Here is a 26,265-nt window from a genome sequence, read left to right on the forward strand (position 1 = left end):
GCAATGGTACGCAAGATTTGATTTTTTTCTTTCTGTAACTTAATGAAAGTGATTAGAAACCAAATGATGAACACAAATGGTACAAACCAAAAAAGTAGTGAAAGGATTGGGAGTATTGAAATCATATTTTCCATAAGAATGTCTCCTTTCTATTAAATAACTTACTCAGAAACTCTGGGTTATGTATAACGAAACTAGAAAATGTTTTCCGAATGTTAACTCTTTTGTTCCCGGATAATTATACCATATCTCTAACTAGCGTCGCATGAACAATGGAAAATTCTGAGTATTGGTTCCCAACTAAATTGTTCTTCTCAATACACTGAATGAAAAAGTTTCGCAGAGATTCAATTGTAATGCTGTGTTTATGTAGCGTTCATGTTGCGGGAGTACACTGAGGGTATTCAATCACGGAGGTGTTCACCATGCAAATGGCGTGGAAAGAAGTTAAAAAAAGTAAAATGAAATTCCTGATACTCGGTTCGATCATCTTTTTGGTTAGTTTCTTGACCTTCATTATCTCGGGATTAGCTAACGGGTTGTCTGAAGACAACGCTGCCCTTATTAAAAATGTCCCCAACGGGCAGTTCTACTTAAATGAAGATGCAAAACAAACATACAACCTTTCTAAAATCGATGTCGATCAGCAAGACAAATTGCTCGCAGACTACAATGGGGCAACTGCAATGTCCATTCAAATGGGCTTCGTCAACGATACAGAAGACAAACAACACAGTGTTGCATTTGTGACGTCCACTGACAGTGAACTATTCCCTAATGTCAAAGACAATGAAGTCGTATTAGATGCTTCCTTGAAAGATGAAGGGATCAAAGTCGGTGACATTCTGACGAATAACCAATTCAGCGGAGAGTTCAAAGTCGTTGGATTTACAGAGAAGCAAACGTATAGCCACGCACCTGTTGCGTTCATCAGCATGAAAAACTATCAAGAAATTTACCGTGTGATGGAAATGCAGACGGTATTCATCCCAGGATCGGATAGTCCTGATTCCATAAAGGGACTTGAATCATTCAATAACAAGGAATTCTTGAATACGATTCCGAGCTATGGCGCAGAACAAATGTCCCTCAACATGATTATTTGGTTCCTCGTTGTGATTAGCGGTATGTTGTTTGCGATTTTCTTCTATATGATGAACGTCCAGAAAATCGGATTGTATGGCATATTGAAAGCGATTGGTGTGAAGACCATTTCACTGTTTAGCATGATGTGGTACCAAATGTTACTGATTACAGCTGTATCGCTCGTATTATCCGTTGGGCTCAGCCAAGTGTTCAGTATGGTAGCTCCCGCAGGTATGCCGTTCAGCTTACCACTTGAGACGTCATTATTATTATCTGGTGTATTCTTAGTGATTGGATTCATCGGAGCAACTATTTCAGGATTCCAAATCAAAAAAGTGGAGCCGTTGCAGGCAATCCAACAAGGAGAGATGTAAGATGGCGATTTTCACAATTGACGATGTCGAAAAAACATTCAAAAGTGGTGATGTCAGTGAGAAAATCTTAAAAGGCGTCGATCTTGCCTTGAACGAAGGCGAAATCACGGCACTCGTTGGTCCCTCAGGATCTGGTAAGTCGACGATCTTGACGATTGCCGCTGGACTGCAGAAAGCAACTGGTGGGCAAGTGCTTTTTGAAGGTAAAGACATGACCCAGATGAGCCAAGAAGAAATCCGTAAAATCCGTTCAAGTGAATTCGGATTTGTGTTCCAGTCTTCGCACCTTGTCCCCTTTTTGACGGTGGAGGATCAGTTGTTGCTCATGCTCGATGTAGCAGAAACAAAATTGAACAAAAAACAGCAAAAGCAAGAAGTGTCGAAAGTGCTGGATCTTGTCGGCATGTCACATAGGAAAGATGCCTACCCTTCTTCCCTCTCAGGTGGCGAAAAACAACGTGTCGCAATTGCACGAGCGATCATTCATCAACCGAAAATGCTATTTGCGGATGAACCAACAGCGAGTCTCGACTCTAAACGTTCCAAAGAGGTAATGGAAATCATCCGGAATTTAACGAAAACGTTGAAAATCACTACCCTTATGGTCACTCACGATGAAGAAATGTTACCGTATGCGGACCGTATTGTTATGATGAAAGATGGCTTGATTGAATAATTGAGCAAACCCCTTTGCCTGACGTTCAGGACAAGGGGTTTTTGGGTAGAATAGAAGTGAGGGCATCAACCCAGCAGATTCATACTCACTTCGACATAAATCTGGTAGTATGGACACCATTATCAGAAGGAATAGGAGGCAAAACAATGCGCAATATCTTCACGATTTTTAAGCGGGATGTGCGCAACATCTCAACAAACTGGGTGGCCGCAGTGCTGATTGGCGGCTTAATATTCCTGCCTTCTTTGTACGCATGGCTCAATATATATGCCTCTTCAGATCCATATGGCAGAACCGATAAATTGCCCATCGCTGTTGTTAATGAAGATAAAGGAGCGGATGTGCAAGAGAAGCACATTGACACAGGTAAAGAAATCGTTTCGACACTCAAGAAAAATCCATCCATGGAGTGGCACTTTGTATCTCGAAAAGAAGCGATGGATGGAGTTGAGTACGGCGACTATTTTGCTGTCATGGTGTTACCAGAGAACTTGTCAGAACAACTTGCGTCAGTTGTATCCGGCAATCCTCAAAAAGCCGAAATCGACTACTTTGTGAATGAAAAATTAAACTCCATCGCACCGAAAATTACTGAAAAAGGTGCAACGGTGATTGTTGACCAGGTTAGTAGTCAATTCGTTTCCACTGTGAACGGTGTCATCTTTGAAATGCTAAACAAACTTGGCCTTCAATTAGAACAAGACTTACCGGACGTTCAAAAATTCGAAAACTATGTGTTTGAAGCCGAAAAAAGTTTGCCAGAAATCTATGATCTTCTCAATCGAGGATTAGGCGATGCGACAGATGCCCAAGCCATCATTCACAAAGCGCAAGGCAAGTTGCCGGAAGCGAAACAAATCACAGATGATGGGCTTGGCCAAATCAATCGAACCATTGGCTATTTAAACGAAGCTGAACAGAAGTTAAATGAAATGTCTCCAAAAATTAAAGCTGATTTGAAAAAAGTAAGTGATATTTCTAACGAAGCGAACGATTTTTTGAAACAGTTACAAGGCGTTCAGATGGATTTTACGGAACTGGATAAAGCGAAAAAATCATTGGACGACCGGATGTCAGCAAGTATTGGACGGGTCGATAGCGTCAAGCAAGATCTTGTTCGTTTGCAGGAATTAGTACAACAGTTACCAACACAGGATGAAAACCCTGATAGTGAAGAACAAACAACTCCCTCATTATCATCCCCCGACCTGTCAGGAAAACTGGATGATGCGATTACAAAAACAGACAATCTGAAGAAGTTGTTACAAGAAGCACAAACGAATGCTCGTACAGTGAACAGTGTCGTTACAGGTAAAGCTGAGGAGTTGGACCAGGCAGTCGATGATTTACAAAAAATTGCCGGAAATACATCTGTTGAATTAGATGCATTCATGAAAGAATATGTGAATACGATTGAACCGACTGTGAAAAAAGAAGTCTCTACAGCAAAAGGCACGCTTGGACAGGCAAAAGGACTTCTTACGGAAATTCAATCCACCCTTCCAAAAGTGCAAACAATTCTTGGCAACTCAGATCGGGAATTGGCTGAAGGAAAAGAAACGATCGAAAAAGCTGTAGCTGAGTATCCATACGTTTCTGAAAAAGTAAATCAATTAGCGGAGAAAATCCGTAATATTCAAGGTGAAACGGATATTAACAAAATCATTCAGTTGCTAAAAAATGATCCGAATGCTGAAAAAACATTCTTTGAAGAACCAATTCAATTGAAAGAAAATCGATTGTACTCCATTGAAAATTACGGAACTGGCATGACACCGTTCTATACGGTACTTTCCCTCTGGGTCGGTTGTCTCCTTCTCATTTCCTTACTTTCCACAGATGTGCATGGAGAGGAGTTCACAACACGACAAGTCTATTTCGGACGTTTCCTGACATTTGGCTTAATAGGCTTACTGCAAATGTTCATTGTAGTTGCGGGAGACTTATTGTTGCTCGATGTTCATATCCGTGAACCATTTTGGTTTGTCGTCTTCGGAGTGATTATTAGCGTGGTCTTCATGTCGATTGTCTACACGCTCGTTTCTGTATTTGGTGATGTTGGTAAAGCCATGGCGATTGTCATGCTCGTTTTGCAAATTGCAGGCTCTGGTGGAACGTATCCGGTTGTATTGCTACCCGACTTCTTCGGGATGATCAATCCGTTCTTACCGTTTACGTATGCAATTGATGTCATGCGTGAGGCAGTTGGCGGTATCGTTTGGGAACGAGTTGCAAAAGACTTATCTTTCCTTGCTTGCTGTTCAATTGCATTTATCCTGTTCGGTGCACTGCTCAAAGAGCGCATTAATAAAGGCACGAACCAACTCTTGAAAAAATCGAAAGAAGCTGGGATTTTCCATTAACTAAAAAAGCACTTCAGTCCTGTCGCTATGACAGCTGAAGTGCTTTTTGTATGAACAAATGTCTACTTTTCAAATCTGAAGAAGATGCCTAATACTGCCCCAAAAAGTGCATGACCTAGTATCCAATATAGAAACGATAGACCATCCGTAATCTCTGGTGTGCGATCGGATAATGCTGTAGTTGGAAATAAAGCAATCCCGATGATGACGCTACCTACCGCACAAATCGTAATTGCTCTTTTTTTCCACGATGGACGCAACCGGTACAGCAAATAAAACCCGAGTGCAACCGAAACCGAGACTACAAGGTGAAAGAACACTTCTATCCATTCCTGGAAAGTGATATCTCCTACAACAGGTATGTAATCGACATTGAGCAAGAACGTGTATACTTTTTCACCTGTTGCAGACTCAATCCATTTAAACAGGAACGTCAGGATGAGTCCTCCAATTAGACCGTATCCAGCTGCCCAAAGAGTCCGTTTCATGCTTGCCCCTCTTTCCTTCCTTTTATGAGCGCATATGCATCAAGAGCACGTGATCGAGCGGCAGAATGGTCAACAATTTGGTACGGATAAGTCTCACCGAGAACAACCCCTGCTTCAACTAAGACCTCTTCAGGTGCAATATGCGGTTCATGGAGAAATACATCTGGAAGTGCAGCTAATTCAGGAATCCACCTTCTAATATAAGCTCCCTGTTTATCGAATTTCTTACTTTGCATTGTCGGATTAAATATTCTAAAATATGGAGCCGCATCAAATCCAGAGCCTGCTACCCACTGCCAACCTAATGTATTGTTCGCGACATCAAAGTCGACGAGCGTTTCACTGAACCACTGCGCCCCGATACGCCAATCAATGAGTAAGTGTTTGATCAGGAAGGAGGCGACAACCATTCTCACACGATTATGAATGGTACCTGTCTCCCATAATTCACGCATTCCTGCATCAACGAGCGGGTAACCGGTCATCCCCTTCTTCCATGCACTCAGTCCTTCTGAATCATCAAGCCAAGGGAATTGGAGAAATTCTGAACGTAACGGTCGTTCGGTGATGTCTGGAAAATGAAACAGTTGGTAGTATGAAAACTCTCTCCACGCAAGCTGCCTGAGAAACGCTTCTGGTTGTGGGGCAATCCCCTCTTCTTGTGCATTTCTGACGGAATGCCAAAGAGCTCGGATGCTCATATTCCCGGATGCTAAAAACCCGGACAGTCTGGAGGTGCCGTTCAATGCAGGGAAATCACGCTTAGCGTCATAATATTTTAGCCTTTTATCACGAAAGTTCGCCCAATGTTCAAAAGAACCAGTTTCACCTGGCGTCCATTCTTCTTGAAGTGAAGCATCCCAGTCAATCGAAGATCGTAAACCTGATTGTTCCAAAGGTATAGTTGCTGGATACACTTGAAACCAGCTCTTCAATGTAGTGGGAGCTGCGATCGGCCAAGGGATCGTTTGTTGTTGCAAAGATTTCCAAAACGCGCCAAACACTTTATACGGCTGTCCAGCTCCTGTTTTTAAACTGGAAGGATCCAGCAACATATTTGGTGGGAAACGTTGAATGTCCACTTCCGATAACGCTTCCAATTCAAGCAAGTCGACTTCTTCTTTTCGGGAAACAGGATCCACTTGACCATTGAAGAATAAGGCATCTGCTTGTGTTTCTTTTGCGAGTTTTGATAGGACTTTTGAGGCGGGGCCTTTTAAAATTGTCAATGCGCTCCCCAACTCAAAGAGCTGTTGCTCAAGGTGCTTAAGAGATTCATACACCCACCAATCAGCAGCTGTCGGGGACGTATGATCCGGTAGAACGAATACGGGGAGCACGTGACCACACTCGGACGCTTCTTTTAAAGCAGGATGATCATGCAGGCGCAAATCATTTCTGAACCAGACAATTGTTTTCAAAAAAACCCTCCTGAAAAAGGACCGCACACTATGGCGGTCCTTGAATTATTCCTATTATAGCGGTGATAGCGCTGGTTTTCCAAAAAAGTAACCTTGAAACAGCTGGTAGCCTTTCTCCTTTAACCATTCGAAATCTTCTTCCCGTTCGATTCCTTCAGCAAGTGGAACAGAACCGCACTCTTTAGCTTTCGTCAAGAACATCTCTGCATTCTCTTGTTTTTTTACGTCCAATGAGACACCGTCTACAAATGATCGATCCAGCTTCATATAATGAGGTTTTAAATCGGATAATAATTCTACTGTACTATAGCCTTCCCCTACATCATCAAGTGCATAATTGAATCCTTTGTCGCGATAATATCTTAATATTGTTCTTAAGTGCTCTACATCATCTACTTTGTCAGTCTCTACAACTTCAAAGACAAGTTGGAATGGGTCGATATTGAACTGTTCTGCTACTGCAACGGTCGATTGCAAACAAAATTCAGGTGAATAAATGGATGTAGGTACAAAGTTAATAAAGGCTTTTTTATTGATAAGAGGTGCTGCATGACGAACTGCAGTAATCCGACATAACCGATCGAGTGCATAAAGTCTTCCACGAGCTCTAGCCGCGGAAAATGCTTCATCTGGATAAATCATCCGACCTTCAGGCGAATGGAACCGAGCTAATAGCTCGTAGCCGAAAACAGAGCATTCTGCGTCCACAATAGGCTGATAAAAGGAAATCACGCGTTCTTGTTGGATGAGGTCATCAATCCACTGAGAGGTGAACACTTCATCCACTTCTAAGAGGGACCTCCACGGTGCCTCTCCAGATATTCGAAAGTATAACTTTTTCATATCTAAAAAATCCCGAGCAAAGTCAGTTAAATCTCGGAGACCAGCTTCATTAACAGTAAATACAGAGCTGTCCTCTCCGTCAATAACGCCTAGAACATGTAGTCGTTCCATGTGTTCTGTTAGCATTCTGCGTTGTGTTAGGTCATCAACCTTAACTTCTATTTGTAAGTCGGTAATTATACATGCCGTTTTGCAAGTCAATTCAAACCCTCCGTCCTAGTCCGCATTTCGATCCACCCAATTTATTATTAATTGTAATCGATTACTCCTAGCTATGGCAAGCATCAGACTACGAAATGCCTATAATAAACTGAAAATAACAGCATGCCCATGGTGCTTTTAGGGACATGCTGTCATTTAAAACTTATATGCCGAATTACGTAGGTAGACCTGTTCCTGTTGTATCCGTACTTTTAGGCTCTGGTCGTTCCGTTTTCACTTCAATAGTGGTATCCACTTCAGACTCGATCGTCTTCCCGAGCATATAATATTCCGTTTCTTCCTGAGTTAGACTATTATAGCGCTTTTGGATGACACTATAGAAAACACCTCCAAGGATTGCCCAACAGACTAACAAAATATAAGATGGTGTCGTCAGGGAAGCTGGAGAAAATGGAACGAGCAATAATAGTAAGAACGCGATACTAGCTACAATTCCGAATAAGGCGAGTCCTTTTTTAATCGGAGCGATTTCACGATTGGCTTCTTCCGCTCCCCAAGCAAGTACTTTGTACGCAGCGATGCATGTGAATAAGTACGCTACAGTTACCCCTGTAGAAGACATGTCCACGATCCATGAAAGTGCTTGGCGTCCGAACCAAGGAGTAGGAAGAGTAATTAACGTTACAAACCAAATGCCCCATACAGGTGTCTGGCTTTTCTTCGAAATCGTTCTGAACATATCAGGTAGTGCACGTGCACGCGCCATAGAGAAAAGAAGACGACTAGAAGACATATAGAATCCGTTTAAGCCAGTAAAGATTCCCATCATAATCGCAACTGCCATAACAATGAGTCCACCATATCCGAGTGCGGAATTTACGACTTCACCTGTCAACCAAAGGCTACCATCTCCTATTGATGAACCTGAAGGGAATGTCCACGCTGTAAGACCAATCATTACAGCATAAATAAGGAACGATGCAAATAATGAAGCTACAATGAGCATGGTCGCTTTTCGCGGAGAGAAATTAAACTCTTCTGCAGCTTGTGGAACATTGTCGAATCCGACATATGCCCAAGGTGCAATTGCCAATATGACAAGAATCGATGTTAAAATGGATTGGTTGCCGCTGAAAAGTGGTTTCATGTTTTCAAATGGGGCTTCTGTTATGCCAAATGTAAAGGCCCCGAGCAATACAACACCTGCGACTAATAGAATGCTAAAGTAAAACTGAATACGTCCTGAAATGTTAGTCCCTGTTGTATTAATGAAAGCAAACAACAAAATGATTACTGAAGATATTATGACTTCCGGCAAATAGACATCCCAGCCTGCAACACTATATAGATAGAATTGCTTCATAAAACCAGGTGCTAAGAACTTAAGAAGTAATGAAAATGCTGAAGCGTTTAATGCGACGATTGATATGTATCCAAGTGATAGAAACCACCCGCATATAAATGCCCAAATTTTACCCGCTCCGATAAAGGCATATGTAAATCCGCCTCCGGATACTGGGAATTTCTTAATCATAACCCCATAGCTTGATGCGATAACCATCATCACTAGCGCTCCGATTAGCAAGCCAATCATGGCGCCTAGAGGACCTGATTCTCCAATCCAATCACCTGGAAGGATAAAAGCTCCCCATCCGACTGATGATCCTAGCGCAATCGCGAAGACCCATGATGGTTTAAGCGTTTTCGTTAACTTTCTGCGCTTCTGATGCGCATCTGTCTGATCCATATGTAAGTTCCCCCTAAAAAATCTTTCTTAGATTTATTCCCTTCTCGTCAGAACTAAAACCTATTATTCGGTAAAAAATAAAATTGGAAATCACTACATCTAAATGTTTATCTAAAAAACTGTTATGAGAAGGACTAAGAGGTTTCAGAAATGATGGCACGGGTATTCTCAGACTAGCAACGAAATCTAGTAATAAAAATTCCAGGAGGCGGTTCAAAATGGTAAAACGACAAGTAGTAGGCTACTATGAAAGTGAAAATGATGCGATTCTTGCAATTGAAGACTTAAAACGACAAGGCTATTCTTCAGATGAAATTTCAGTTATCAGTAAAGAGCGCGAACACGCGAACGCTGTGGTTGAAGAAACTGGAACACATGCGACGGATGGCGCGGCAACGGGAGCAGCCACGGGCGGTGTCTTAGGTGGGCTTGGAGGTGTGCTAGCGGGTATCGGAGCGCTTGCGATTCCTGGTATCGGACCAATTATCGCTGCCGGACCAATTGTTGCAGGGATTACGGGTGCTGCTGCAGGTGCGGGTGTTGGTGGATTAGCTGGTGCTCTCATCGGTATGGGGATCCCTGAAGAAGAAGCATATCAGTACAATACGCACTTCGATGAAGGGAAAATTCTCGTTCTTGTGGATGGGGATTATCCACGTAGAGCCAATCATGATTTGGATGAATACAACCGTACCCTTTTATAATCAAGAGATTCTCCCCCCTTTTTCGTTATATCGGAAAAGGGGGTTTTTGTGTGGACATCGAAAAACGGTGCGAGGCGTGCTATACTGTAGCAATGGCATGGAAAGAACGGAGGCGGAATGGAATATGCAATATAATCAGCAAAAGATGGCACAGCTTGTGAAAAAGGAGCCTGAGCTATCTACACGGTTGACTCAGATTATGAAGGAGCACGAATTGGAACGGGCTTTTGCGTTGAAGGCGTTGTATCACGCGGAAGTGAAAGATAGCGGACGGTTTATGAAGCCGTATCAGGAGTTGTAAGACGAAAAAGCACGGACATCCCATTTTTGACTGGGTGTCCGTGCTTTTTAAATAAGGGATAGTAGACTGTGTTGACTTTCACTTCAAATGGAGATTGTTAACGATAGCATACTCAAATGCAACAGTTCTTAATAGTAAGGAGAAATTAAGACATAGACTAGTACGCCAGTGAAACTGACGTAGAGCCAGATGGGCATTGTGAAGCGGACGATTTTTCGGTGACGTTCGATTTCTCCATTCCATGCACGTGCTACGCTTGTTAGTGCAAGTGGTACGATTGCTGCGGCTAATAGGATGTGCGTAATTAGGATGAAAAAGTAGAATCCTTTCATGAATCCGCTACCGCCGAATGATGTCGATTCTGCTAAGAAGTGATACATCACATACGTGATTAAGAAGAAGAATGTCGTCACGAATGCTGCGTATATGAATCGCTTATGTACCGTGATGTTGCGTTTTTTAATGGCGATTAATGCCCCGACGAGAAACAGGAATGTAAAGGTATTGAAGATTGCATTGAGCATCGGAAGAATTGTAATATCAAATGCGTCAAAGTTTTCAACTCCAGGTATTCCTGAAAGAATCCCGATTGCACCGATTAGAATGACCGATACAATGATGATGAACGGCTTATAATTCCGCTTTTTTATAGGCGTTTCAATTGTAGAAGACGCATTTTTCAACGTTACCACTCCATTGCTAGTAAATTGTCGTACCTTTCCAGTTTACCATATGAGGAAAGGTCGAACCACTTCACATTAGCCTAAAGTGCGCGCTAAGAACGCTTTTGTGCGATCATGTGTCGGATTTGTTAACATCGAGGTTGGTACGCCTTCTTCGACAATTTGTCCGTCTGCCATGAATAACGCCTTCGTTGCGACATCTTTCGCGAACGACATTTCGTGTGTCACGACAATCATCGTCATGTTCTCTTCCGCCAACTTTTTCATAACTTCGAGCACTTCCCCTGTCAATTCTGGATCGAGTGCAGATGTCGGTTCATCGAACAATAGAATCTCAGGTTCCATCATAAGCGCGCGAGCAATCGCAACGCGTTGCTTTTGCCCACCTGACAAATTAGCAGGATACGCATCGACTTTTTCCGCAAGACCGACTTTCGTTAGAAGTTCTGTAATCCGTCCAGTAAGTTTCTCTTTTGGCTCACCCTTAACAAGTTTAGGAGCAAGCGCCAAGTTCTGTTTCACAGTTAGGTGTGGGAACAAATTGAAATGCTGAAACACCATACCGATCCGTCTACCAATCTTTCTGATTTCAGGAGTGCTCGCATAGATCCCGTCATTAACGAGCGATTCCCCGTCGATTCGGATAGTTCCCCCTTCAATTTCTTCAAGGTGAGCTAGACTTCTAAGCATTGTACTTTTCCCTGAGCCTGATGGTCCAATGACCGCTACCACTTCGTTCTTCTCCACCTGGAATGTGATCTGTTTTAAGACTTCTATATCTCCAAATGATTTTTTCATATCGATTACTTCAATCAATGCCATTGCTTTTCACCTTCCTCATACATAATGGAATCGTCGTTCCAACCACTTGAACACGAGTGTCAAAACCGCTGTAATCAGTAGATAGATCACGCCTGCCATGATAAATGGAACAATCGTAAAGTCTCGGTTGACTGCCGTTTGCGCAAAGTGAAGCAGTTCCGGAACAGCAACTGCATACAACAACGCCGTATCTTTCACGAGTGTCACCGATTCGTTCGCAAGAGCAGGAAGCGCAATGCGAATCATTTGAGGAATGACAATCCGTGTCGTCGTCTGCCACTTGTTCAATCCGAGTACTTGTGCTGCTTCATACTGTCCTTTATCAATAGATAGTAGACCACCACGGAAGATTTCTGCGAAATATGCTGCGTAATTCAGTACGAAAGCAAGCGCAGCCGCAGCGAAGCGATCCATAACTAAGTATTCCCCGATTACCGGAATTAGTGGCAATCCAAACACGAAGAACAATAATTGCAGTAAGAGCGGTGTTCCCCGCATGAGATAGATATACATATTCGCTAACCACGACAGCGGTTTAAACTTGCTGTTTACCGCGAGAGTAAGCAAGAATCCGAGTGGGATCGAAGCAACGATTGCGATCACAAACAATAGAATCGTTGCCTTAGCCCCTTCAAGCATTGGTTTTAAAATCGATAACAAATAATCTGGTGACATTGTAACCCCTCCAACCTAACTAGAAACCGTGACTTACTTCAGTACTTTGTTTTCACCAAACCACGTTTCGGAAATTTGTGCAGCTGTTCCATCCTCGTTCATTGTATCTAATGCATCTTGAAGTTTTTTCAATAAATCCTCGTTACCCTTTTTCACCCCGACACCGTATTCTTCAGGAGCAAGCGTTTCGTCAAGTACTTTATATTTACCTTCTTCTTTAGACATGTAATAGTCGATCACGACTTCATCGATAATGACTGCTTCTACTCGCTTACTCTTCAAATCAGAAAGTGCTAAAACATTATCCGAGAATTCCGTTTTGTTCTTAACTTTATCTGCGATTGGATTTGCTTCTAATGCATCAGCTGCTGAAGACAATGCTTGAAGACCAACTGTTTTACCTTCGAGATCACTAAGTGATTGAATGTTTGAATCCTTAAGCACTGCAACTACTTGAGCGTTGCTTAAATATGGTTTTGTAAAGAGCACTTTCTTCTTACGATCGTCTGTAATCGTATACCCGTTCCAGATAAGATCGATGCGTCCACTAGCCAGTTCTGTTTCTTTCGCTTTCCAGTCGATTGGCTGGAACTTCGCTTTCATGCCCATGTGTTCAGCTGCAGCTTTCGCATAGTCAATGTCAAAACCAGTGAGCTCATTCGCTTCATCTCGGAATCCCATTGGTGCGAATTTATCATCAACCCCGATGACTAATTCTTTTTCACCGTTTGCTGCTTCTTTAGAATTCCCGCAACCAGCTAAAAGTGCAATGATACCAAATCCGGCTAACGCAACCTTCATCTTTTTCATTTTCATATTGTTTTCCTCCACTTCATCGCTTTAGTCTGTTAAAGTAATAATAGAATAGCACACAATTCAAAGAATGCAAAGCATTAGCTATGAAAAAACTGATTCTTTTTTTGAAACCGTTTCCACTGAAACTCGTATATACTAGAAAAAACAGGAAGGTGGTTTGACTATGGATCCTTTTAACGATTCGTTCTTTGGCGGATTCCCAATAATTTTTGCAATTTTCTTCTGCATTATAGTAGGAATAATTCTTTTTACCTTCATAAAAGGAGCAGCGGAATGGGGGAAAAACAACAACTCTCCTCAACTCACGGTTGCTGCACATGTGAAAACGAAACGCACAGAAACTTCCGGCGGAACTGGTGATACAGGAGCGAGTACTTACTACTATGTGACTTTTGAATATGAAAGTGGCGACCGGCAGGAGTTTCAAATGAGAGGTAATCAGTATGGCATGTTAGCCGAAGGTGACATTGGCAAGTTAAGTTTTCAAGGTACTCGTTTTCTTGGATTTGAACGGGTTCTTTCTTAAAAAAACGGCTCTCCGTCTACTGGAGAACCGTTTTGTTATTTATTGAATAACCGGACGCTTTTTACGGCCAATCAACAAGTATAGGATAAGCGCAACGACGATTAATCCTGAAAGAATCATATATAAATCGCGGTAGCCAAATGCAGTGGCTACACTACCTAAGAAGTAAGGACCCAATCCGAAACCAAAGTCTAGGAAGATATAGAAAGTAGACGTTGCAATTCCGATCCGTTTAATAGGAACACCTATAAGTGCTATCGCCTGAGCACAGGATTGGAAGTTCCCGAATCCTAACCCAATAATAGCACCTGCAATTAGCAGGATGATTCCAGTATGTGTCTGACTAAGTAGTAATAAACCGCCTGCAAACAAAATCAATGAAGGAACTACAACAAATGTCCCCCCTTTTCGGTCAAGTAATTTTCCAGAGAAAGGACGGGAAACCAAGATTGCGACCGCATACACTAAGAAGAAGAAACTTGCAGTATCGACAAGGTTTGCTTCTTTTGCGTAAAATGACAAGAACGACAAAACACCTGAATATGCGATTCCTGCTAACAACGTAATTACTGCAATTGGTATCGCAGATTTTTCGATGTAATTTGCAAGTCCTTTTGGTGCGTCTTCTGGTGCGCTTATCTCATGTGGTGCCTCTTCAGGACGTTTATCGACAAAGAAAAACATTCCGAGACCAATAATACTTAATACTAAACTGAACGCGAAAATCCATGTGAAGTCGGCATGTTGACTTAAGTAAATACCGAAGAATGGTCCGATTGCTGTCGCAAGTACGGTACTCAAACTAAAGTATCCAATACCCTCACCTCGACGTGATGGTGGTATAATTTGCGCTACCATTGTACCGGTTGCTGTCGAAGCAATACCGAGTCCAATTCCGTGGATGAAACGAACGAGTAAAAGAACCGGAAGCGAGTGCGCAGTGAAATATAGTGCAATGGCTACGACTGATATAACCATACCAATCAGTAAGATGCGACGGCTACCAATGCTTTCAATAACACGCCCTGTTGCGATTCGGGCAGATAATGTTCCGATGATGAAAATCCCGGAAACAAGTCCTGCCATACTAGCGGATGCTCCATATTCTTCAACTGCAAATGGAGCAATTGTTACGATGAGCATATACATGACAATCATTATAAAGAAGTTAATGATTGAGATAAAAATAAAGTCTTTTGTCCATAAGTTTTGCTTGTCTTCCATATAATGACCCTCTCTATTAGTTGATAAGATTTTCGTACGCCTGATCGAGCAGCTGTTTAGCAGCCTGTATGTCTTCTTCAGGAATTCCTGCTAAAATATGTTCGTAAAATGGAAGCAGTTCCGCTTGAATCTCAGCTGTGATCCGCTCGCCCTCACTCGAGAGCTTTAACAACTTTTCACGCTTATCTTGCCCTTGAGTGACATCAAGATATCCGATTTCATGAAGACGTTTCACTACTTTCGTAACAGAAGGTTTTTCGATCATCTGTTCTTCAGCAATTTCAGCAGAGGTCATCTCCCCTTCTCTTGAAAGTAAACTGAGAATGGTCCATTGTGCGTTGTACAAGTCATAATGCAATAGCAGTTTATTGAGTTTGTTCACCAAAGGACGGTACAGTTTGACATAGCTTCTGATAAATTGATGCTCCAAATGCATTTCCTCGCCTCACTTCACAGTTAAAATGATTAGTTAGCCTATCTAACTATATTAGTATACGCTCTGAAATTTCATTTGTAAACGATAGCGTTTCATAAGACCACCTTGTTTCCACGGTATACAATCCGCCCATTTCTGACAATTTTATTGTGCGAATTTTGAGGAATCCATCAAAAAATCGACCTCCATAAAGCCGGAAGTCGATTTTTAACGGTATTCAAACCTTAGTATGCAGACCAGCCATTATCTGCTTGCATGATAACGCCGTTCACATAAGAGGATTCATCAGACGCTAAGAACAAAGCAATGTTCGCGATTTCTTCTTTCGTACCTGGACGGCTCAATTGGCTGACGCCTTTCATAGCTTGTTCCATACCGTGCTTGTCTGGTTGCACTAAGTTGTTCGTAATATTTGTAGGAACTTGCGCAGGTGCAATAGCATTACAACGAATGTTCAAATGTGCATAATGAGATGCAACATTTTTTGTCATCCCTGCAACTGCGTGTTTAGACGCTGTATATGCAAGTCCACCACGTCCGCCTGTAAGTGCAGAAATGGACGCCATATTGACGATTACGCCAGCTTTCTTTTCTTCGAAGATGGAAAGTGCTTTACGTGTTGCACGCATGACACCTGTAGTATTAATTGCTAATACTTTGTCCCATACGTCATCAGTAATCGTTGCAGCGGAATACATGTTGTCCATAATTCCTGCATTGTTAACAAGGATATCTAGTGTGCCGAACGTCTCGACTGCTGTATCGATCATGCGCTGAACATCTTCTTCAGCAGTAACATTCGTTTTCACCGCAAGCGCTTCTCCACCAGCTGCTTTAATCATTTGAACGGTTTCTTCTGCACCTTCCATATTCATGTCTGCGATGACAATCTTTGCACCTTCACGTGCATACAGTTCTGCGATTTCACGACCGAGTCCAGAACCCGCACCAGTTACGACTGCCACTTTGTTTTCTAATCGATTCAACTAAACCGCCTCCAATAATTATGTTCGTACCATCATTTCTCAGTATACGCTTTAATGCTTAACTATTAAAATAATTTGATTTACTAGTGGAAGAAAATAGATTGGTTGCGGATATGGAAGATATGCCGTATACTAATATAGTTAAATCCCAAATGTCTCAGTAGCTCAGGGGATAGAGCAACAGCCTCCTAAGCTGTGGGTCGCAGGTTCGATTCCTGCCTGGGACGTATTGAATAAACGCTATATCACGGGCTTTCTGTCTTTTTTAGATTAAAAGATAAGCCTGCTGATATAGCGTTTTGTGCCTAAATTGTGCCCTGTTAATAATTTCATAAGCCAATAAAAGGAGGAGGCATATGCCTCCTCCTTTTATTAACTCAACTTATTTCTAGGAGAATCACCAGTAATTTCTGTTCTTAACCAACGTTTACCATGGATTTATTCAATGGTGCATGACGCATCATCGGATACGTGATAAAGAGTGATCCAAGACCAAGCAAACCTGCTAACGTAAATAACGTGAGAGGATTTAAATCATGATTCCAAATCCATTCAAAACTGTTAATGTCTAAGATGTTGCCATAATAGAGAAACATTCCAATAAGTGACAGTACCGTAGTGATGATAATAGTCCTTTTAATACCTAAGCGATATAAAATGCAATAAAGCAAAAAGGCAATCCCGAATAAGAGCAAGCCAACCATCAAATCTATCCATAAATAAGAGGGAAAATGATAATCCCCTAACACGTATACTCCTGGATGCAAAATGTTAACGGAACTCGACCACTGGTTGTAAACAGTAATTAAAATATATTGAAGTATATTTAAAAACAAGATACTAATTGATACTGCAGCAATTCCTGTTACATAAAATACTTTGAGAAGTTGGATTCTCGTCCCTCCAAATGCGATAGCTATTGGCAAAAGGGACCTGAAACCAGTGACAGCAAACATAGGTATAAAAAAATAAGTTGGACCGGAAATAGCTACAACGGTATTATCAGGTACACCAAAAAGTAATCCGATTAGAATCCAACCCACCGTCAACGGGATTGTCAGGTAGAGAAAAAGGAATTTCCCTAAGAAAAAAAGTGCACCTTCGTAGACTAGCCGGAATGTACCTTTCATAGAACTCATTCGACCATCTCCTTATCTTCTTCAGTCATATTCAATAAATAATCCTGGAGTTCTGCCTTCCCGATCGATAGACCATTGGAATGCGCGAGTTCTCTCCACTCCTTCGAGTAAGGAACATCCAACATTACTTTCATCACCGAATCCATTTCGCTTTTCTCAATTATCCTCTCTCCGTAAATTACTTTTTCCAGAATGTTTTTGCTTCCCGATAACCAAATCCCATTCTCTTTTATCTCATCCATCGGTTCGTTGAATAGTACTCCCCCGTCTTTAATAACAATAAGTGTTTCACAAATTGCCTGAATTTCTTCGATGTGATGCGTTGAGAGCAATATGAATCGGGGGTTGTCTTCATGGCTTTCTCGTAAAACTTCATACATTTTCTTCCTCATTCCAGCGTCCAATCCATTAACCGGTTCATCAAATATGGTGACATCCGCATGACTGCAAATGCCGATGATAAACTGAAGGGCAGATTTCATCCCTTTTGAAAGTTTCGTGATTTTTTTCTTCTTATCCAAACGGAAAGTACCTAAAAGTCGTTCTGCCATATTTTGATCCCAGTTGGGATTAAAGTATTCCCCAAATCGTAACGCATCACCTACATTCCAGAGTGAACTGAATGGATGTTCCTCCTGCATATAACAGACAAGCTGAATCGCCTCAGCGTTGTTGTATGGACTCATCCCTTGTATTTCAACCTTTCCATGATTTGGTTTCTCATATCCAGCCAGAAGTTTCATCAATGTCGTTTTACCGCTACCGTTTCTTCCCCAAAGACCTGCTATAACAGGGCTTTGTTCCGCTAAAGACAATTCATGAAGTACAGGCTCTTTCTCGTAGGTAAACGTGAGATTATCTACTTGTATCATATTATCTCCCCCTCTTTGATCATCTTTATTACATCTTCCACTCCTATGTCCAAACGCTTTGCTTCTGCCAGCAAAGGCATGACGTACTCATCCCGATACTGCTTTTGCCTTTCTTTTATCAACTGTGCTTTCGCTCCTACCCTGACAAACATTCCAATTCCCCTCTGTTTGTAGATAATATTTCCGTCGACCAAGGACTCAAGCCCTTTGCGCACCGTTGCTCGGTTTATGTTATAAAATCGTGACAATTCATTTTCGGATGGTACTTTTTCTCCTTCCTTGAATATACCTTCTACAACGCCATTACTAATAATCTGTGCAATTTGCCGAAATATGGGTTGAGATTCATCTAATATCGGTTGCAATAGGAGTCCTCCTTTCTTGCTAAACTAACGCTAATAGTTGATTATTTATATGGCTGGATACTCATGTATACAACTATACAATGTTTTCCGATTCCCGTAAATGTGTTGTTTTTACCAAAAAAAAATACTCCTCCGGTAAACTATGTCCGAAGGAGTCAAGCAAGGTAGTTTTTTTAGTGAAAGGTACCATTGTGTGAAACAAACATGAAGGCTTCAATAGGTACCTTTTTTAGATCAAGAAATAGGAAGAATTATCAGCTTCAAACTAGTAGTACACACTTGGGCCATTGTCGATAAAGATCAAAGTGTTAAAGAAGGGAATGTGTGTTCTGTAATACTTCGTTTAACCATCAAGAATGATATACTTATAAAGTAGCAGCATATAGCGGATGGGCGGTTGGCACTCCCTTGAGAAAGGGGGTGTTACTATGGTGACTTACGATGCAATGAGCTTGTTATTCCAATTTGGAATGTTCCTCATAACAATGGCAACAGCTGTTGTTGCAATGATTGCTCTATACACCAAAAGAAAAAAGTAACCACCCTCCGCTAACTGACCAGTAAGCAGGGTGATTACTCTTAACACCTTCGTTGAACTGGTCAACCGCTCTTCAAGCGGATGCCAGCTACATTGACCGGGTGTTGGTGCACTCGGTCTTTTTTAGCATATGTTTATATTACCACATTCATACGATTTCTACACATGAAGAAGTGTTTAGGTGGAACTATGATATCTGATCTATTCAACGGGAATAATAAAGTTTTTCTTAAGAGAATGGCACCAGTTTGAGAAATAAACGTAAATGTTTGAACAAACACGAAAGACCCTCACAGGTACCTCCCTTAAAGGAAGTTATTGCAACGACGCATTATCGTCCTATCATTCGGGTATTTCCGAAAACCTTTGTCATAAAAACTTGGGATATTGAAGTGTTTTCAAAACCACTTGCCAGTAAGGATGAAACTACACGATCATTCCCTTTTAAGAAGTTATAAGTTGTACGATTGATAGATTGGTCATATTCTAATGCGTAAGCAAGGAGTTTGTTGAGAGCATCTTCATTCCCATTTTCCTTCACCTGATATAAAGTAATACTTTCCGTCTCATTGCCAAACACACATTGCTTTCGAATTAGACAAGCTGCCTGGACCTCTCCATTTTTTGTTAACATCACAGCTTCTCCACCTATTATTGGCGTGTTACTAGGATCCGTTTGCCAAGGTACGATAGTTGGAAATAAATCTGAACCAATAGATTGGGCAGCCGGTATTCTTGTAACTTCATAACCGTCAAGGTTTGGTGAGGTACTATCTAAAACTTCATTTGCACTTAAAAAGAGTAAATCGTCCTCTACTTTGTAACCACAACGCTCATATAAAGATATAGCTGCCTTATTTTCAGAAAGAGACTCTAAAGTTGCGACAGTTACATTATGTCCTCTTAAAAGTTTTTCGGCTTCCACCATCAAGGAATAACCCAGTTTCCTTCCCCTGTATTCTGGAATAATACCTGTTCCACCATTCCAAGAAATCTTTTGACCATTCACTTCCCTAATTCCTTGTAGCACAAAACCGATTGGCTCTGTTCCATTATATGCAACGATAGATAATGCCGGAGATAATCCAGCATTACCAAAACGACTAACGAACGTATCAAAAGATAAATTCATCGGTACTAAATAGCCTTCAAACCCTTTATTAAATAGGACATGCGCGTCTTCAAAACTTAATGAAGACATCAATTTATACGAAATGTTCATGATTTTCCCTCACTTTGTTATTGAAATTAATTTAAATATACCGGTATCTATTTTCGAGTCCTATCCTCTGCTCTAATAAGATTGCAACGGGGACCCTTTATGTTGGAACCCTGTAGTGCTGCTACAACTTTACCATTTAGTAAAAACTCTGCGCAATAAAACTATCCAACTTGTGGTTGTTTGAAAGTTTTATGAAGCACAGAAATTCGATTGTCTTGCGAATGAATCGATCAATCCAAGTGGAGGGGTATTAGTGAAAGGTGTGCATGAAACAAACAAAATTGTTTAACAAACAGGAAAGTTTCTTGCATGGATACCTTTTCTCGGCGTTGCGGGCTTTCTATGTGACGATAATGCCAATTCCTACTAATTAGTAAGCAGGAGCAGGATTTTGCACAACTGCATAATCATTACCTTGATTAGGGGTTATTCAGTAACACCTAATTTAAACTTTGAATTTCCTGACTTCGTTCTGAAGCTCTTCAGCAACGAGAGCTAAAATTTGTGCATTTGAGGAAATCTCTTCATTTACGGAAAGTTGTTCTTCAGTTGCAGCACTCACCGAGTTCGATTCGTATGAGGCTTTCATAGCAAGGTGTTCCACTCTTTTTGAACCCTCGAAAACCTCGTCTGTCTTTGTGCGTACTTTTTCAATTGTTCTGCTTACAGTTAACAGTTTATCATTCATCTTATGCGTTGCATTTTCGATCCCATAAAACACTTTCTCCGTCTCTTTTGACACCGATTGCCCTTTTGTAATTTGGTTTGATCCTTCTTCAACACTACCTACTGCACTTTCCACTTTGTGAACCATATCATCAATCATCATGCCTATTTCTTTCGCGGAACGTTTCGATTGTTCTGCAAGATGCCTTACTTCTTCCGCAACGACTGCAAAACCTTTGCCATGATCACCTGCTCTTGCAGCTTCAATGGCAGCATTCAATGCAAGTAAGTTTGTTTGTTCAGCAATTGTTGTAATCAGTGTTGTCACTTGCCTGATTCGTTCTGAATACATGGCCATTTCACTTATTGTTAGAGAAGATTGCGAAATGCTATAACTAATTTTCTCCATTTGTTCTGTAAAGTCTTCCATTTGTCTCCTTCCAGTCGATACGAGTTGAGAAACCGACTCGGAAGCCTGTAGCATTTGATTGTTGTCTTCATTCATTTGAGTCATACCTTGTAGCATCTCTTCTATGTAACAATTGGATTCGGTGGCTGTCGTCACTTGGGAACTGCTCGCTAACCTATTTCTTTCCGTAATTTCCGAAATAGTATTAGAAGAAGCAAGACTTTCCTCAGAACCTGCAGATAAGTTTTCTGCTTGTTCCGCAAGCTGAGTGGCTGAGTTTCTTACAATCGATAAAATTCCTTTTAAGTCTTTAGTCATTTTATTGAAAGCACTTGCCATTTCTCCGATTTCGTCTTTGTTTCGAATTAGTAAGACATCTGCAGTAAAATCCCCCATAGCAATCTGCTTCAATGCTTCTGTCATTTTTTCAACTGGCCGGGCGATACTTATACTGATTCTTTGAGCAACAAAAACACTTGCAATGAAAGCGACGATCATCAAGCTAGCTATTAGAATTTTAATCCAATTTAAAACAGCTAGCAAAGACTGTTCCGTCTTCACTTGTTGGCTTTTTTGATGTTCAATTAGTTTTTTTAGAGTTGCTGTTATGGCATCTTGATAATAAGCACCTTCCTCGGCTAAAGCCATAGCACTATCAATATTTCCTTCACTGACATCCCGGATAGTCAATGCACTAATTTCCTCATAACTTTTTGAGGCTTCTATTACTTCCTTCAATAATTCACGAGCCGATGGTGTTCGAACAATTTTATTCAGTTCTTTCAATTTCCCGTTAATTGAGTTCATGTTTTCCTTCCGATGCTCAACATGTGACTCATCCTTATAGATGATATATCCACGAATATTTTTTGCTTCTTCGTTTTGTTCAGATAAAATCTGTTCAAATAATAGTACTTTCTTTATTTTGTCATCAATTAAAAATCGATATTCGTTATTTAATTTTGTAAGTGACACTATTCCTGATACACCGACAACCACTAAAATTGTTAGTAAAAGTAGAAAACCAAACCATATTCTTTTTCTGACGCTCAATCTCATACCTTTCGGCCTCCCACTATTCATAGTCAATTTAGATTATAGACTATAGTATTACGTTATGATGTAAAGCTTTTGTAAAGATTGATGAAAATACTTAACATAATTTCAACATAAAGAAATCTGCACATCTTTTGTCCTGATTAGGGGTAACAGGTCATGAAACATACACGAAAATTTCTTGCGGTGGCTCCTGTCACTTGGAAGTTGATCAGTATTTGTTGATTTAGTTAGCTTGGAATCTAAAAAAACATCGAGATCTCAGCCATAATCGGCAAAAATCTCGATGTTTTTTAAAATAGGGCCAGCTTTTTACTCTTTCACCCGCGACATTAACAAGTAAATTTAATCGTTCCTGTATTTACGAACAAATGATTATTATGCTTTTGGTGGTGTTCCTTCAGCGTTCGACACAACTGCGTCGATTTGGATTAGAGCATCATTTGGTAAAGCAGAGACGCCAACTGTTCTTCGTGCAGGTACTCCACCTGGGAAGAATGTTTTGTAAGCTTCGTCCACTGCATCCATGTCTGAAATGTTTTTAACGAAGATATTTACTTTAACGACATCGTCCAATACGTGGTCGATACTTTCTACAATAGCTTTGATATTGTTCAAACACTGTTCAGCCTGCTCTTTTACACCACCAACTACCAATTCACCAGTTTTTGGATCCAACGGTAATTGAGCGGAGAGGTGGTTGTAATGAGAGAATGCTACAGTTTGCGTAGAAAGAGAATTCTTTGGTGCATTCTCCGTGTTGTTTGCCCAGATTACGATTCCGTGTCTGTCTTCAATTTCTTGCGGAGGTGTACCATCCCCGTGAGAAACAACTACTTCAATTTGCACTAAAGCCCCCATAGGTAATGCTGCAGCTTCAACTGTTGTACGTGCAGGTACATACGCTACAGCTCGAGCAATCGCTGAGTCTGGGAAGAATGTTTTGTACACTTCGTTAACTGCTTCCGTATCCGATAGGTCTTTAAGGAATACATTGACCTTAACGATATCGTCAAGAGGAACGTCGATACTTTCTAAAATTGATTTGACATTTTTTAAGCACTGGCCTGCCTGCTCTTTTGCTCCACCAGCTACCAATCTGCCAGTTTTCGGATCGATAGGCAATTGAGCTGAAAGATTATTGTAATGAGAGAAAGACACGGTTTGTGTAGAAAGAGGATTTGTTGGGGCATTTGCCGTGTTATTTGTAAGCTTGATGAGATCGCCTGCTTGTGGTGCGTTAGGAATTGTGCCTTCACCGTGTGAAACAAGTGCCTCAATTTGTACCAAAGCATCCATAGGCAAAGCTTCAACTGCAACCGTTGTCCGTGATGGCACGTAAGTTGGGAAGAATGTTTTATAAACTTCGTCTACTGCGTCAACATCTTGAATATCCTTAACGAATACAGTGATTCTAACAATATCGCTCATAACATGATCGATGCTATTTACAATTGCCTCGATATTCTTAAAGCACTGTTCAGCCTGCTCTTTTATACCACCAGCTACCAAGTTACCTGTCTTGGGTTCGATCGGTAATTGAGCCGAAAGATTATTGTAATGAGAAAAAGCTACAGTTTGTGAATATAACCCGATACCGTTTGGTGCATTCTCCGTATTTTTTGCTGATACTGCGTTAAACTTTGTCATGAAAGCATTCCCCTTTTAGATAATTTTTATATACATATTTATTGACTCATGTTTTGCATCATGAAAATGGTCTTAACAAATGTCCCGAGATTACAAAGACTTAAAACGGATTCATCATGTGATTCATGTTCGTACAAAACCACTCATCGCCCACTTCTCAAGATGAGTAAAAATTTATGTATATTAAATAACCTTATCATGAAAATTTCAATAATCTATTATCTTTACGAAATTGCAAGACTATCCATACTAATTTTAATGTTTTTAAGTCATATTGCTAATAACTAGTAAGCCATCCGTATAATAGTGAAAGGTACCTGCGAGTGAAAAATACCTGAATATTCACTTGAAAATGGAAGCTTCTTACGTAGGTACCTTCTTCTAATGACACTTCTTGCAAACATCATTTGTTGCTCAATCAGCTCTACCAACGGTAACTGGTGTGCTATTTCCCACAATTTCTTGCACCGAATTGCCATGCCATCACGCCATTTATTGCGAAATGTATAGTTCGTCTTATTCTTGTAAATACTCCTAACTCGCCTAAAGGCAAAGGTGACTGTAAAGAGACGGCTGATCGATTAGGATCAGCCGTCTTTTTTGCTTTTACTCAGCTGCCCTATCCCCTAGATGACTATCACTAGCAAAATACTTTCTGCAATGATTGCTTCTTTTTCTAGTGCTGTTAAAGCTAGCATTTTCTCACCTATTTCGAGTGACTTTTAGTTCGGCATGCGTTCGAGATACTTCTTCTGTATGATATAATTTTTAAGTTCTTTACATAGAGAAAGGAAGATTAGATGTCCAAAATAGTAAATGTATATATACGACCGCTTATCCTCTCGGATGCTGTCGAATTACTTAGTTTAGAAAAGAGAAATCGAGGTTTTTTTGAAAACTATTCCATAGCTCATCCTGAAAATTATTGGACGTTAAAAACTCAGAAAGAATTAATCGAAAAATGGGAGCAAAATACAAAAAAAGAATTAGAATATCGATTCGGGATCTTTAAAATTGGCGAGGAAACTCTTATAGGTACTATCGGCTTGTTTCAAGTTTTCCGTGGACCTCGTGAAAGTGCGCTTTTGGGCTATTCCTTAGACCAAGAACATAATGGTAAAGGTTATACTACCGAAGCTACCAAGTTGGTTGTTGATTATGCTTTCGAAATTCTAAAGTTACATCGAATTGAAGCAGGAGTAATGCCAAATAACATAGGTTCCATTCGAGTATTAGAAAAAGCTGGTTTCCATAAAGAAGGAATAGCTTTGAAAAACGTTAAAATTAATGGGTCTTGGGAAGATCATCAGATGTTGGCGATCATTAATCCTAAAGACTAACCTTGTAATTGACTCTAATTTTTAGACACTCTCTTTTTCCACTCATTTAAATTATGAGTGGTTTTTTAGTTAGAGACGTATTTTGTTCGAAATGTGTAATATCCTTAGATTGACTACAACGTTGAGGCAACCGTTTCATACTATAATAAGAATCCATTATTCAATAAAGGATGTGTAACAATGAATCATTTTGATAATACTCCACCAGGTGAAAATAGTACCTCTCCTGAAATTTATGCTGCTAGAATTGGTTTTATTGGAGCATTGCTCTCCACATTAGGCGATGGTCTTCAGTCAGTAGGAGCAGGAATTGCCCTACAACAATTAGAAAACTCGAGTAGTCAGGACACACAAAACCAATCAGATCAATCAAATCAAATTGAATCTATGCAAAAACAAATTGATCAATTAACTAGAAAAATAGAAAAAATGGAGAGGGGAAATTAATTTCCTTTTAAGATATGGATTAATAATTAGGCATTCCTCAGGTCGCATTATCTGTCTCGTGCGTCTCTTATTTGTAAGGAGCGTCTCGTTACTCTTTATGTCGACATATTAATTCTTCCTTACTCACCACATACTGTATCTGCTTTTTATGTGATGACTATGTTCTAGCCCAAGAAAAATACTGGGCTTATCACACTTAAACAAATTCATGTATAGGCTACACTTACT

The 26,265-nt window shown here is 40.6% G+C and carries 26 protein-coding genes and 1 tRNA gene; 10 read left to right on the forward strand and 17 right to left on the reverse strand.

What is annotated here, in order from left to right; genetic code table 11:
* The first annotated feature begins 425 nt into the window (after positions 1–425).
* From RL70_RS05045 to RL70_RS05055, 3 genes are all read left to right on the forward strand, one after another.
* Positions 426–1,460: an ABC transporter permease gene (locus RL70_RS05045; protein ID WP_039042337.1), complete on the forward strand. Its 1,035-nt coding sequence runs from the start codon at positions 426–428 to the stop codon at positions 1,458–1,460.
* Position 1,461: 1 nt separating this feature from the next.
* Positions 1,462–2,136 (forward strand): ABC transporter ATP-binding protein, encoded by a 675-nt coding sequence (locus RL70_RS05050; protein ID WP_039042338.1) that lies wholly within the window; start codon positions 1,462–1,464, stop codon positions 2,134–2,136.
* Between the two features lie 146 nt (positions 2,137–2,282).
* Entirely contained in the window at positions 2,283–4,499 is a 2,217-nt protein-coding gene (locus RL70_RS05055) for a YhgE/Pip domain-containing protein (protein ID WP_197054075.1), read from the forward strand.
* A 62-nt stretch (positions 4,500–4,561) separates the two neighbouring features.
* On the opposite strand, the gene RL70_RS05060 is transcribed toward RL70_RS05055, so the two are convergent.
* The 4 genes from RL70_RS05060 to RL70_RS05075 all read right to left on the reverse strand — a co-directional run bounded on the left by RL70_RS05060 (position 4,562) and on the right by RL70_RS05075 (position 9,160).
* Positions 4,562–4,987, reverse strand: a complete 426-nt coding sequence (locus RL70_RS05060; RefSeq protein WP_039042339.1) for a hypothetical protein — start codon at positions 4,985–4,987, stop codon at positions 4,562–4,564.
* Positions 4,984–6,408 (reverse strand): deoxyribodipyrimidine photo-lyase, encoded by a 1,425-nt coding sequence (locus tag RL70_RS05065; protein WP_039042340.1) that lies wholly within the window; start codon positions 6,406–6,408, stop codon positions 4,984–4,986. Before RL70_RS05065 ends, RL70_RS05060 begins: the two co-directional genes overlap by 4 nt.
* Before the next feature lie 54 nt (positions 6,409–6,462).
* Positions 6,463–7,452, reverse strand: a complete 990-nt coding sequence (locus tag RL70_RS05070) for an EAL domain-containing protein (RefSeq protein WP_039042341.1) — start codon at positions 7,450–7,452, stop codon at positions 6,463–6,465.
* 175 nt (positions 7,453–7,627) lie between these two features.
* Positions 7,628–9,160, reverse strand: a complete 1,533-nt coding sequence (locus RL70_RS05075) for an APC family permease (RefSeq protein WP_052245787.1) — start codon at positions 9,158–9,160, stop codon at positions 7,628–7,630.
* Positions 9,161–9,378: 218 nt separating this feature from the next.
* Here RL70_RS05075 and RL70_RS05080 point away from each other — a divergent pair, with 218 nt between their 5' ends.
* Positions 9,379–9,864 carry a general stress protein gene (locus RL70_RS05080; RefSeq protein WP_052245788.1) on the forward strand — a complete coding sequence of 162 codons (486 nt, stop codon included), beginning with the start codon at positions 9,379–9,381 and terminating at the stop codon, positions 9,862–9,864.
* A 124-nt stretch (positions 9,865–9,988) separates the two neighbouring features.
* Positions 9,989–10,165 (forward strand): hypothetical protein, encoded by a 177-nt coding sequence (locus RL70_RS18005; RefSeq protein WP_172643578.1) that lies wholly within the window; start codon positions 9,989–9,991, stop codon positions 10,163–10,165.
* A gap of 128 nt (positions 10,166–10,293) precedes the next feature.
* Here RL70_RS18005 and RL70_RS05085 read toward each other — a convergent pair whose 3' ends face one another.
* The 4 genes from RL70_RS05085 to RL70_RS05100 form a co-directional block, all read right to left on the reverse strand.
* Positions 10,294–10,848 carry a DUF420 domain-containing protein gene (locus RL70_RS05085; RefSeq protein WP_039042342.1) on the reverse strand — a complete coding sequence of 185 codons (555 nt, stop codon included), beginning with the start codon at positions 10,846–10,848 and terminating at the stop codon, positions 10,294–10,296.
* Positions 10,849–10,923: 75 nt separating this feature from the next.
* Positions 10,924–11,670, reverse strand: a complete 747-nt coding sequence (locus tag RL70_RS05090) for an amino acid ABC transporter ATP-binding protein (protein WP_039042343.1) — start codon at positions 11,668–11,670, stop codon at positions 10,924–10,926.
* 15 nt (positions 11,671–11,685) lie between these two features.
* Positions 11,686–12,345, reverse strand: a complete 660-nt coding sequence (locus tag RL70_RS05095; RefSeq protein ID WP_039042344.1) for an amino acid ABC transporter permease — start codon at positions 12,343–12,345, stop codon at positions 11,686–11,688.
* Positions 12,346–12,378: 33 nt separating this feature from the next.
* Positions 12,379–13,155: an amino acid ABC transporter substrate-binding protein gene (locus RL70_RS05100; RefSeq protein ID WP_039042360.1), complete on the reverse strand. Its 777-nt coding sequence runs from the start codon at positions 13,153–13,155 to the stop codon at positions 12,379–12,381.
* Positions 13,156–13,324: 169 nt separating this feature from the next.
* Between RL70_RS05100 and RL70_RS05105 the strand changes: the two genes are divergently transcribed.
* Positions 13,325–13,687 carry a DUF2500 domain-containing protein gene (locus RL70_RS05105; RefSeq protein ID WP_156137907.1) on the forward strand — a complete coding sequence of 121 codons (363 nt, stop codon included), beginning with the start codon at positions 13,325–13,327 and terminating at the stop codon, positions 13,685–13,687.
* Between the two features lie 39 nt (positions 13,688–13,726).
* On the opposite strand, the gene RL70_RS05110 is transcribed toward RL70_RS05105, so the two are convergent.
* The 3 genes from RL70_RS05110 to RL70_RS05120 all read right to left on the reverse strand — a co-directional run bounded on the left by RL70_RS05110 (position 13,727) and on the right by RL70_RS05120 (position 16,333).
* Positions 13,727–14,911: an MFS transporter gene (locus RL70_RS05110; RefSeq protein WP_039042346.1), complete on the reverse strand. Its 1,185-nt coding sequence runs from the start codon at positions 14,909–14,911 to the stop codon at positions 13,727–13,729.
* 16 nt (positions 14,912–14,927) lie between these two features.
* On the reverse strand, positions 14,928–15,341 hold the full coding sequence (locus RL70_RS05115; RefSeq protein ID WP_197054076.1) for a MarR family winged helix-turn-helix transcriptional regulator: 414 nt from the start codon (positions 15,339–15,341) through the stop codon (positions 14,928–14,930).
* A 230-nt stretch (positions 15,342–15,571) separates the two neighbouring features.
* Positions 15,572–16,333 carry a glucose 1-dehydrogenase gene (locus RL70_RS05120; RefSeq protein WP_039042348.1) on the reverse strand — a complete coding sequence of 254 codons (762 nt, stop codon included), beginning with the start codon at positions 16,331–16,333 and terminating at the stop codon, positions 15,572–15,574.
* A gap of 154 nt (positions 16,334–16,487) precedes the next feature.
* Here RL70_RS05120 and RL70_RS05125 point away from each other — a divergent pair.
* A tRNA-Arg gene (locus RL70_RS05125) sits at positions 16,488–16,560 on the forward strand.
* Positions 16,561–16,749: 189 nt separating this feature from the next.
* Here the strand turns inward: RL70_RS05125 and RL70_RS05130 are convergent.
* From RL70_RS05130 to RL70_RS05140, 3 genes are read right to left on the reverse strand one after another with little or no spacing between them, the layout of a single operon-like run.
* Positions 16,750–17,472, reverse strand: a complete 723-nt coding sequence (locus RL70_RS05130; protein WP_039042349.1) for a hypothetical protein — start codon at positions 17,470–17,472, stop codon at positions 16,750–16,752.
* A complete protein-coding gene (locus RL70_RS05135) occupies positions 17,469–18,344 on the reverse strand; it encodes an ABC transporter ATP-binding protein (protein WP_039042350.1) in 876 nt (291 codons plus the stop codon). Before RL70_RS05135 ends, RL70_RS05130 begins: the two co-directional genes overlap by 4 nt.
* Positions 18,341–18,709 (reverse strand): GntR family transcriptional regulator, encoded by a 369-nt coding sequence (locus RL70_RS05140; RefSeq protein WP_039042351.1) that lies wholly within the window; start codon positions 18,707–18,709, stop codon positions 18,341–18,343. The genes RL70_RS05135 and RL70_RS05140 overlap by 4 nt, the downstream gene beginning before the upstream one ends.
* A 428-nt stretch (positions 18,710–19,137) precedes the next feature.
* On the opposite strand from RL70_RS05140, the gene RL70_RS18150 reads away from it, so the two are divergent.
* Positions 19,138–19,248 carry a putative holin-like toxin gene (locus RL70_RS18150; RefSeq protein WP_231567236.1) on the forward strand — a complete coding sequence of 37 codons (111 nt, stop codon included), beginning with the start codon at positions 19,138–19,140 and terminating at the stop codon, positions 19,246–19,248.
* 330 nt (positions 19,249–19,578) lie between these two features.
* Here the strand turns inward: RL70_RS18150 and RL70_RS17220 are convergent, their stop codons facing one another.
* From RL70_RS17220 to RL70_RS05155, 3 genes are all read right to left on the reverse strand, one after another.
* Positions 19,579–20,469 (reverse strand): N-acetyltransferase, encoded by an 891-nt coding sequence (locus tag RL70_RS17220; RefSeq protein WP_052245789.1) that lies wholly within the window; start codon positions 20,467–20,469, stop codon positions 19,579–19,581.
* A 445-nt stretch (positions 20,470–20,914) separates the two neighbouring features.
* Entirely contained in the window at positions 20,915–22,603 is a 1,689-nt protein-coding gene (locus RL70_RS05150; protein ID WP_039042352.1) for a methyl-accepting chemotaxis protein, read from the reverse strand.
* Positions 22,604–22,978: 375 nt separating this feature from the next.
* Positions 22,979–24,250, reverse strand: coding sequence for a RidA family protein (locus RL70_RS05155; protein ID WP_039042353.1), 1,272 nt, complete (start codon positions 24,248–24,250; stop codon positions 22,979–22,981).
* 800 nt (positions 24,251–25,050) lie between these two features.
* Here RL70_RS05155 and RL70_RS05160 point away from each other — a divergent pair.
* Both RL70_RS05160 and RL70_RS05165 read left to right on the forward strand, forming a co-directional pair.
* Complete coding sequence (locus RL70_RS05160; RefSeq protein ID WP_039042354.1) at positions 25,051–25,590, forward strand: GNAT family N-acetyltransferase; 540 nt, start codon at positions 25,051–25,053, stop codon at positions 25,588–25,590.
* A 180-nt stretch (positions 25,591–25,770) separates the two neighbouring features.
* Positions 25,771–26,037 carry a hypothetical protein gene (locus RL70_RS05165; RefSeq protein ID WP_039042355.1) on the forward strand — a complete coding sequence of 89 codons (267 nt, stop codon included), beginning with the start codon at positions 25,771–25,773 and terminating at the stop codon, positions 26,035–26,037.
* Positions 26,038–26,265: the final 228 nt, after the last annotated feature.

Source organism: Sporosarcina sp. ZBG7A (assembly GCF_000813425.1).
In the GTDB taxonomy this organism is placed as follows: Bacteria; Bacillota; Bacilli; order Bacillales_A; family Planococcaceae; genus Sporosarcina.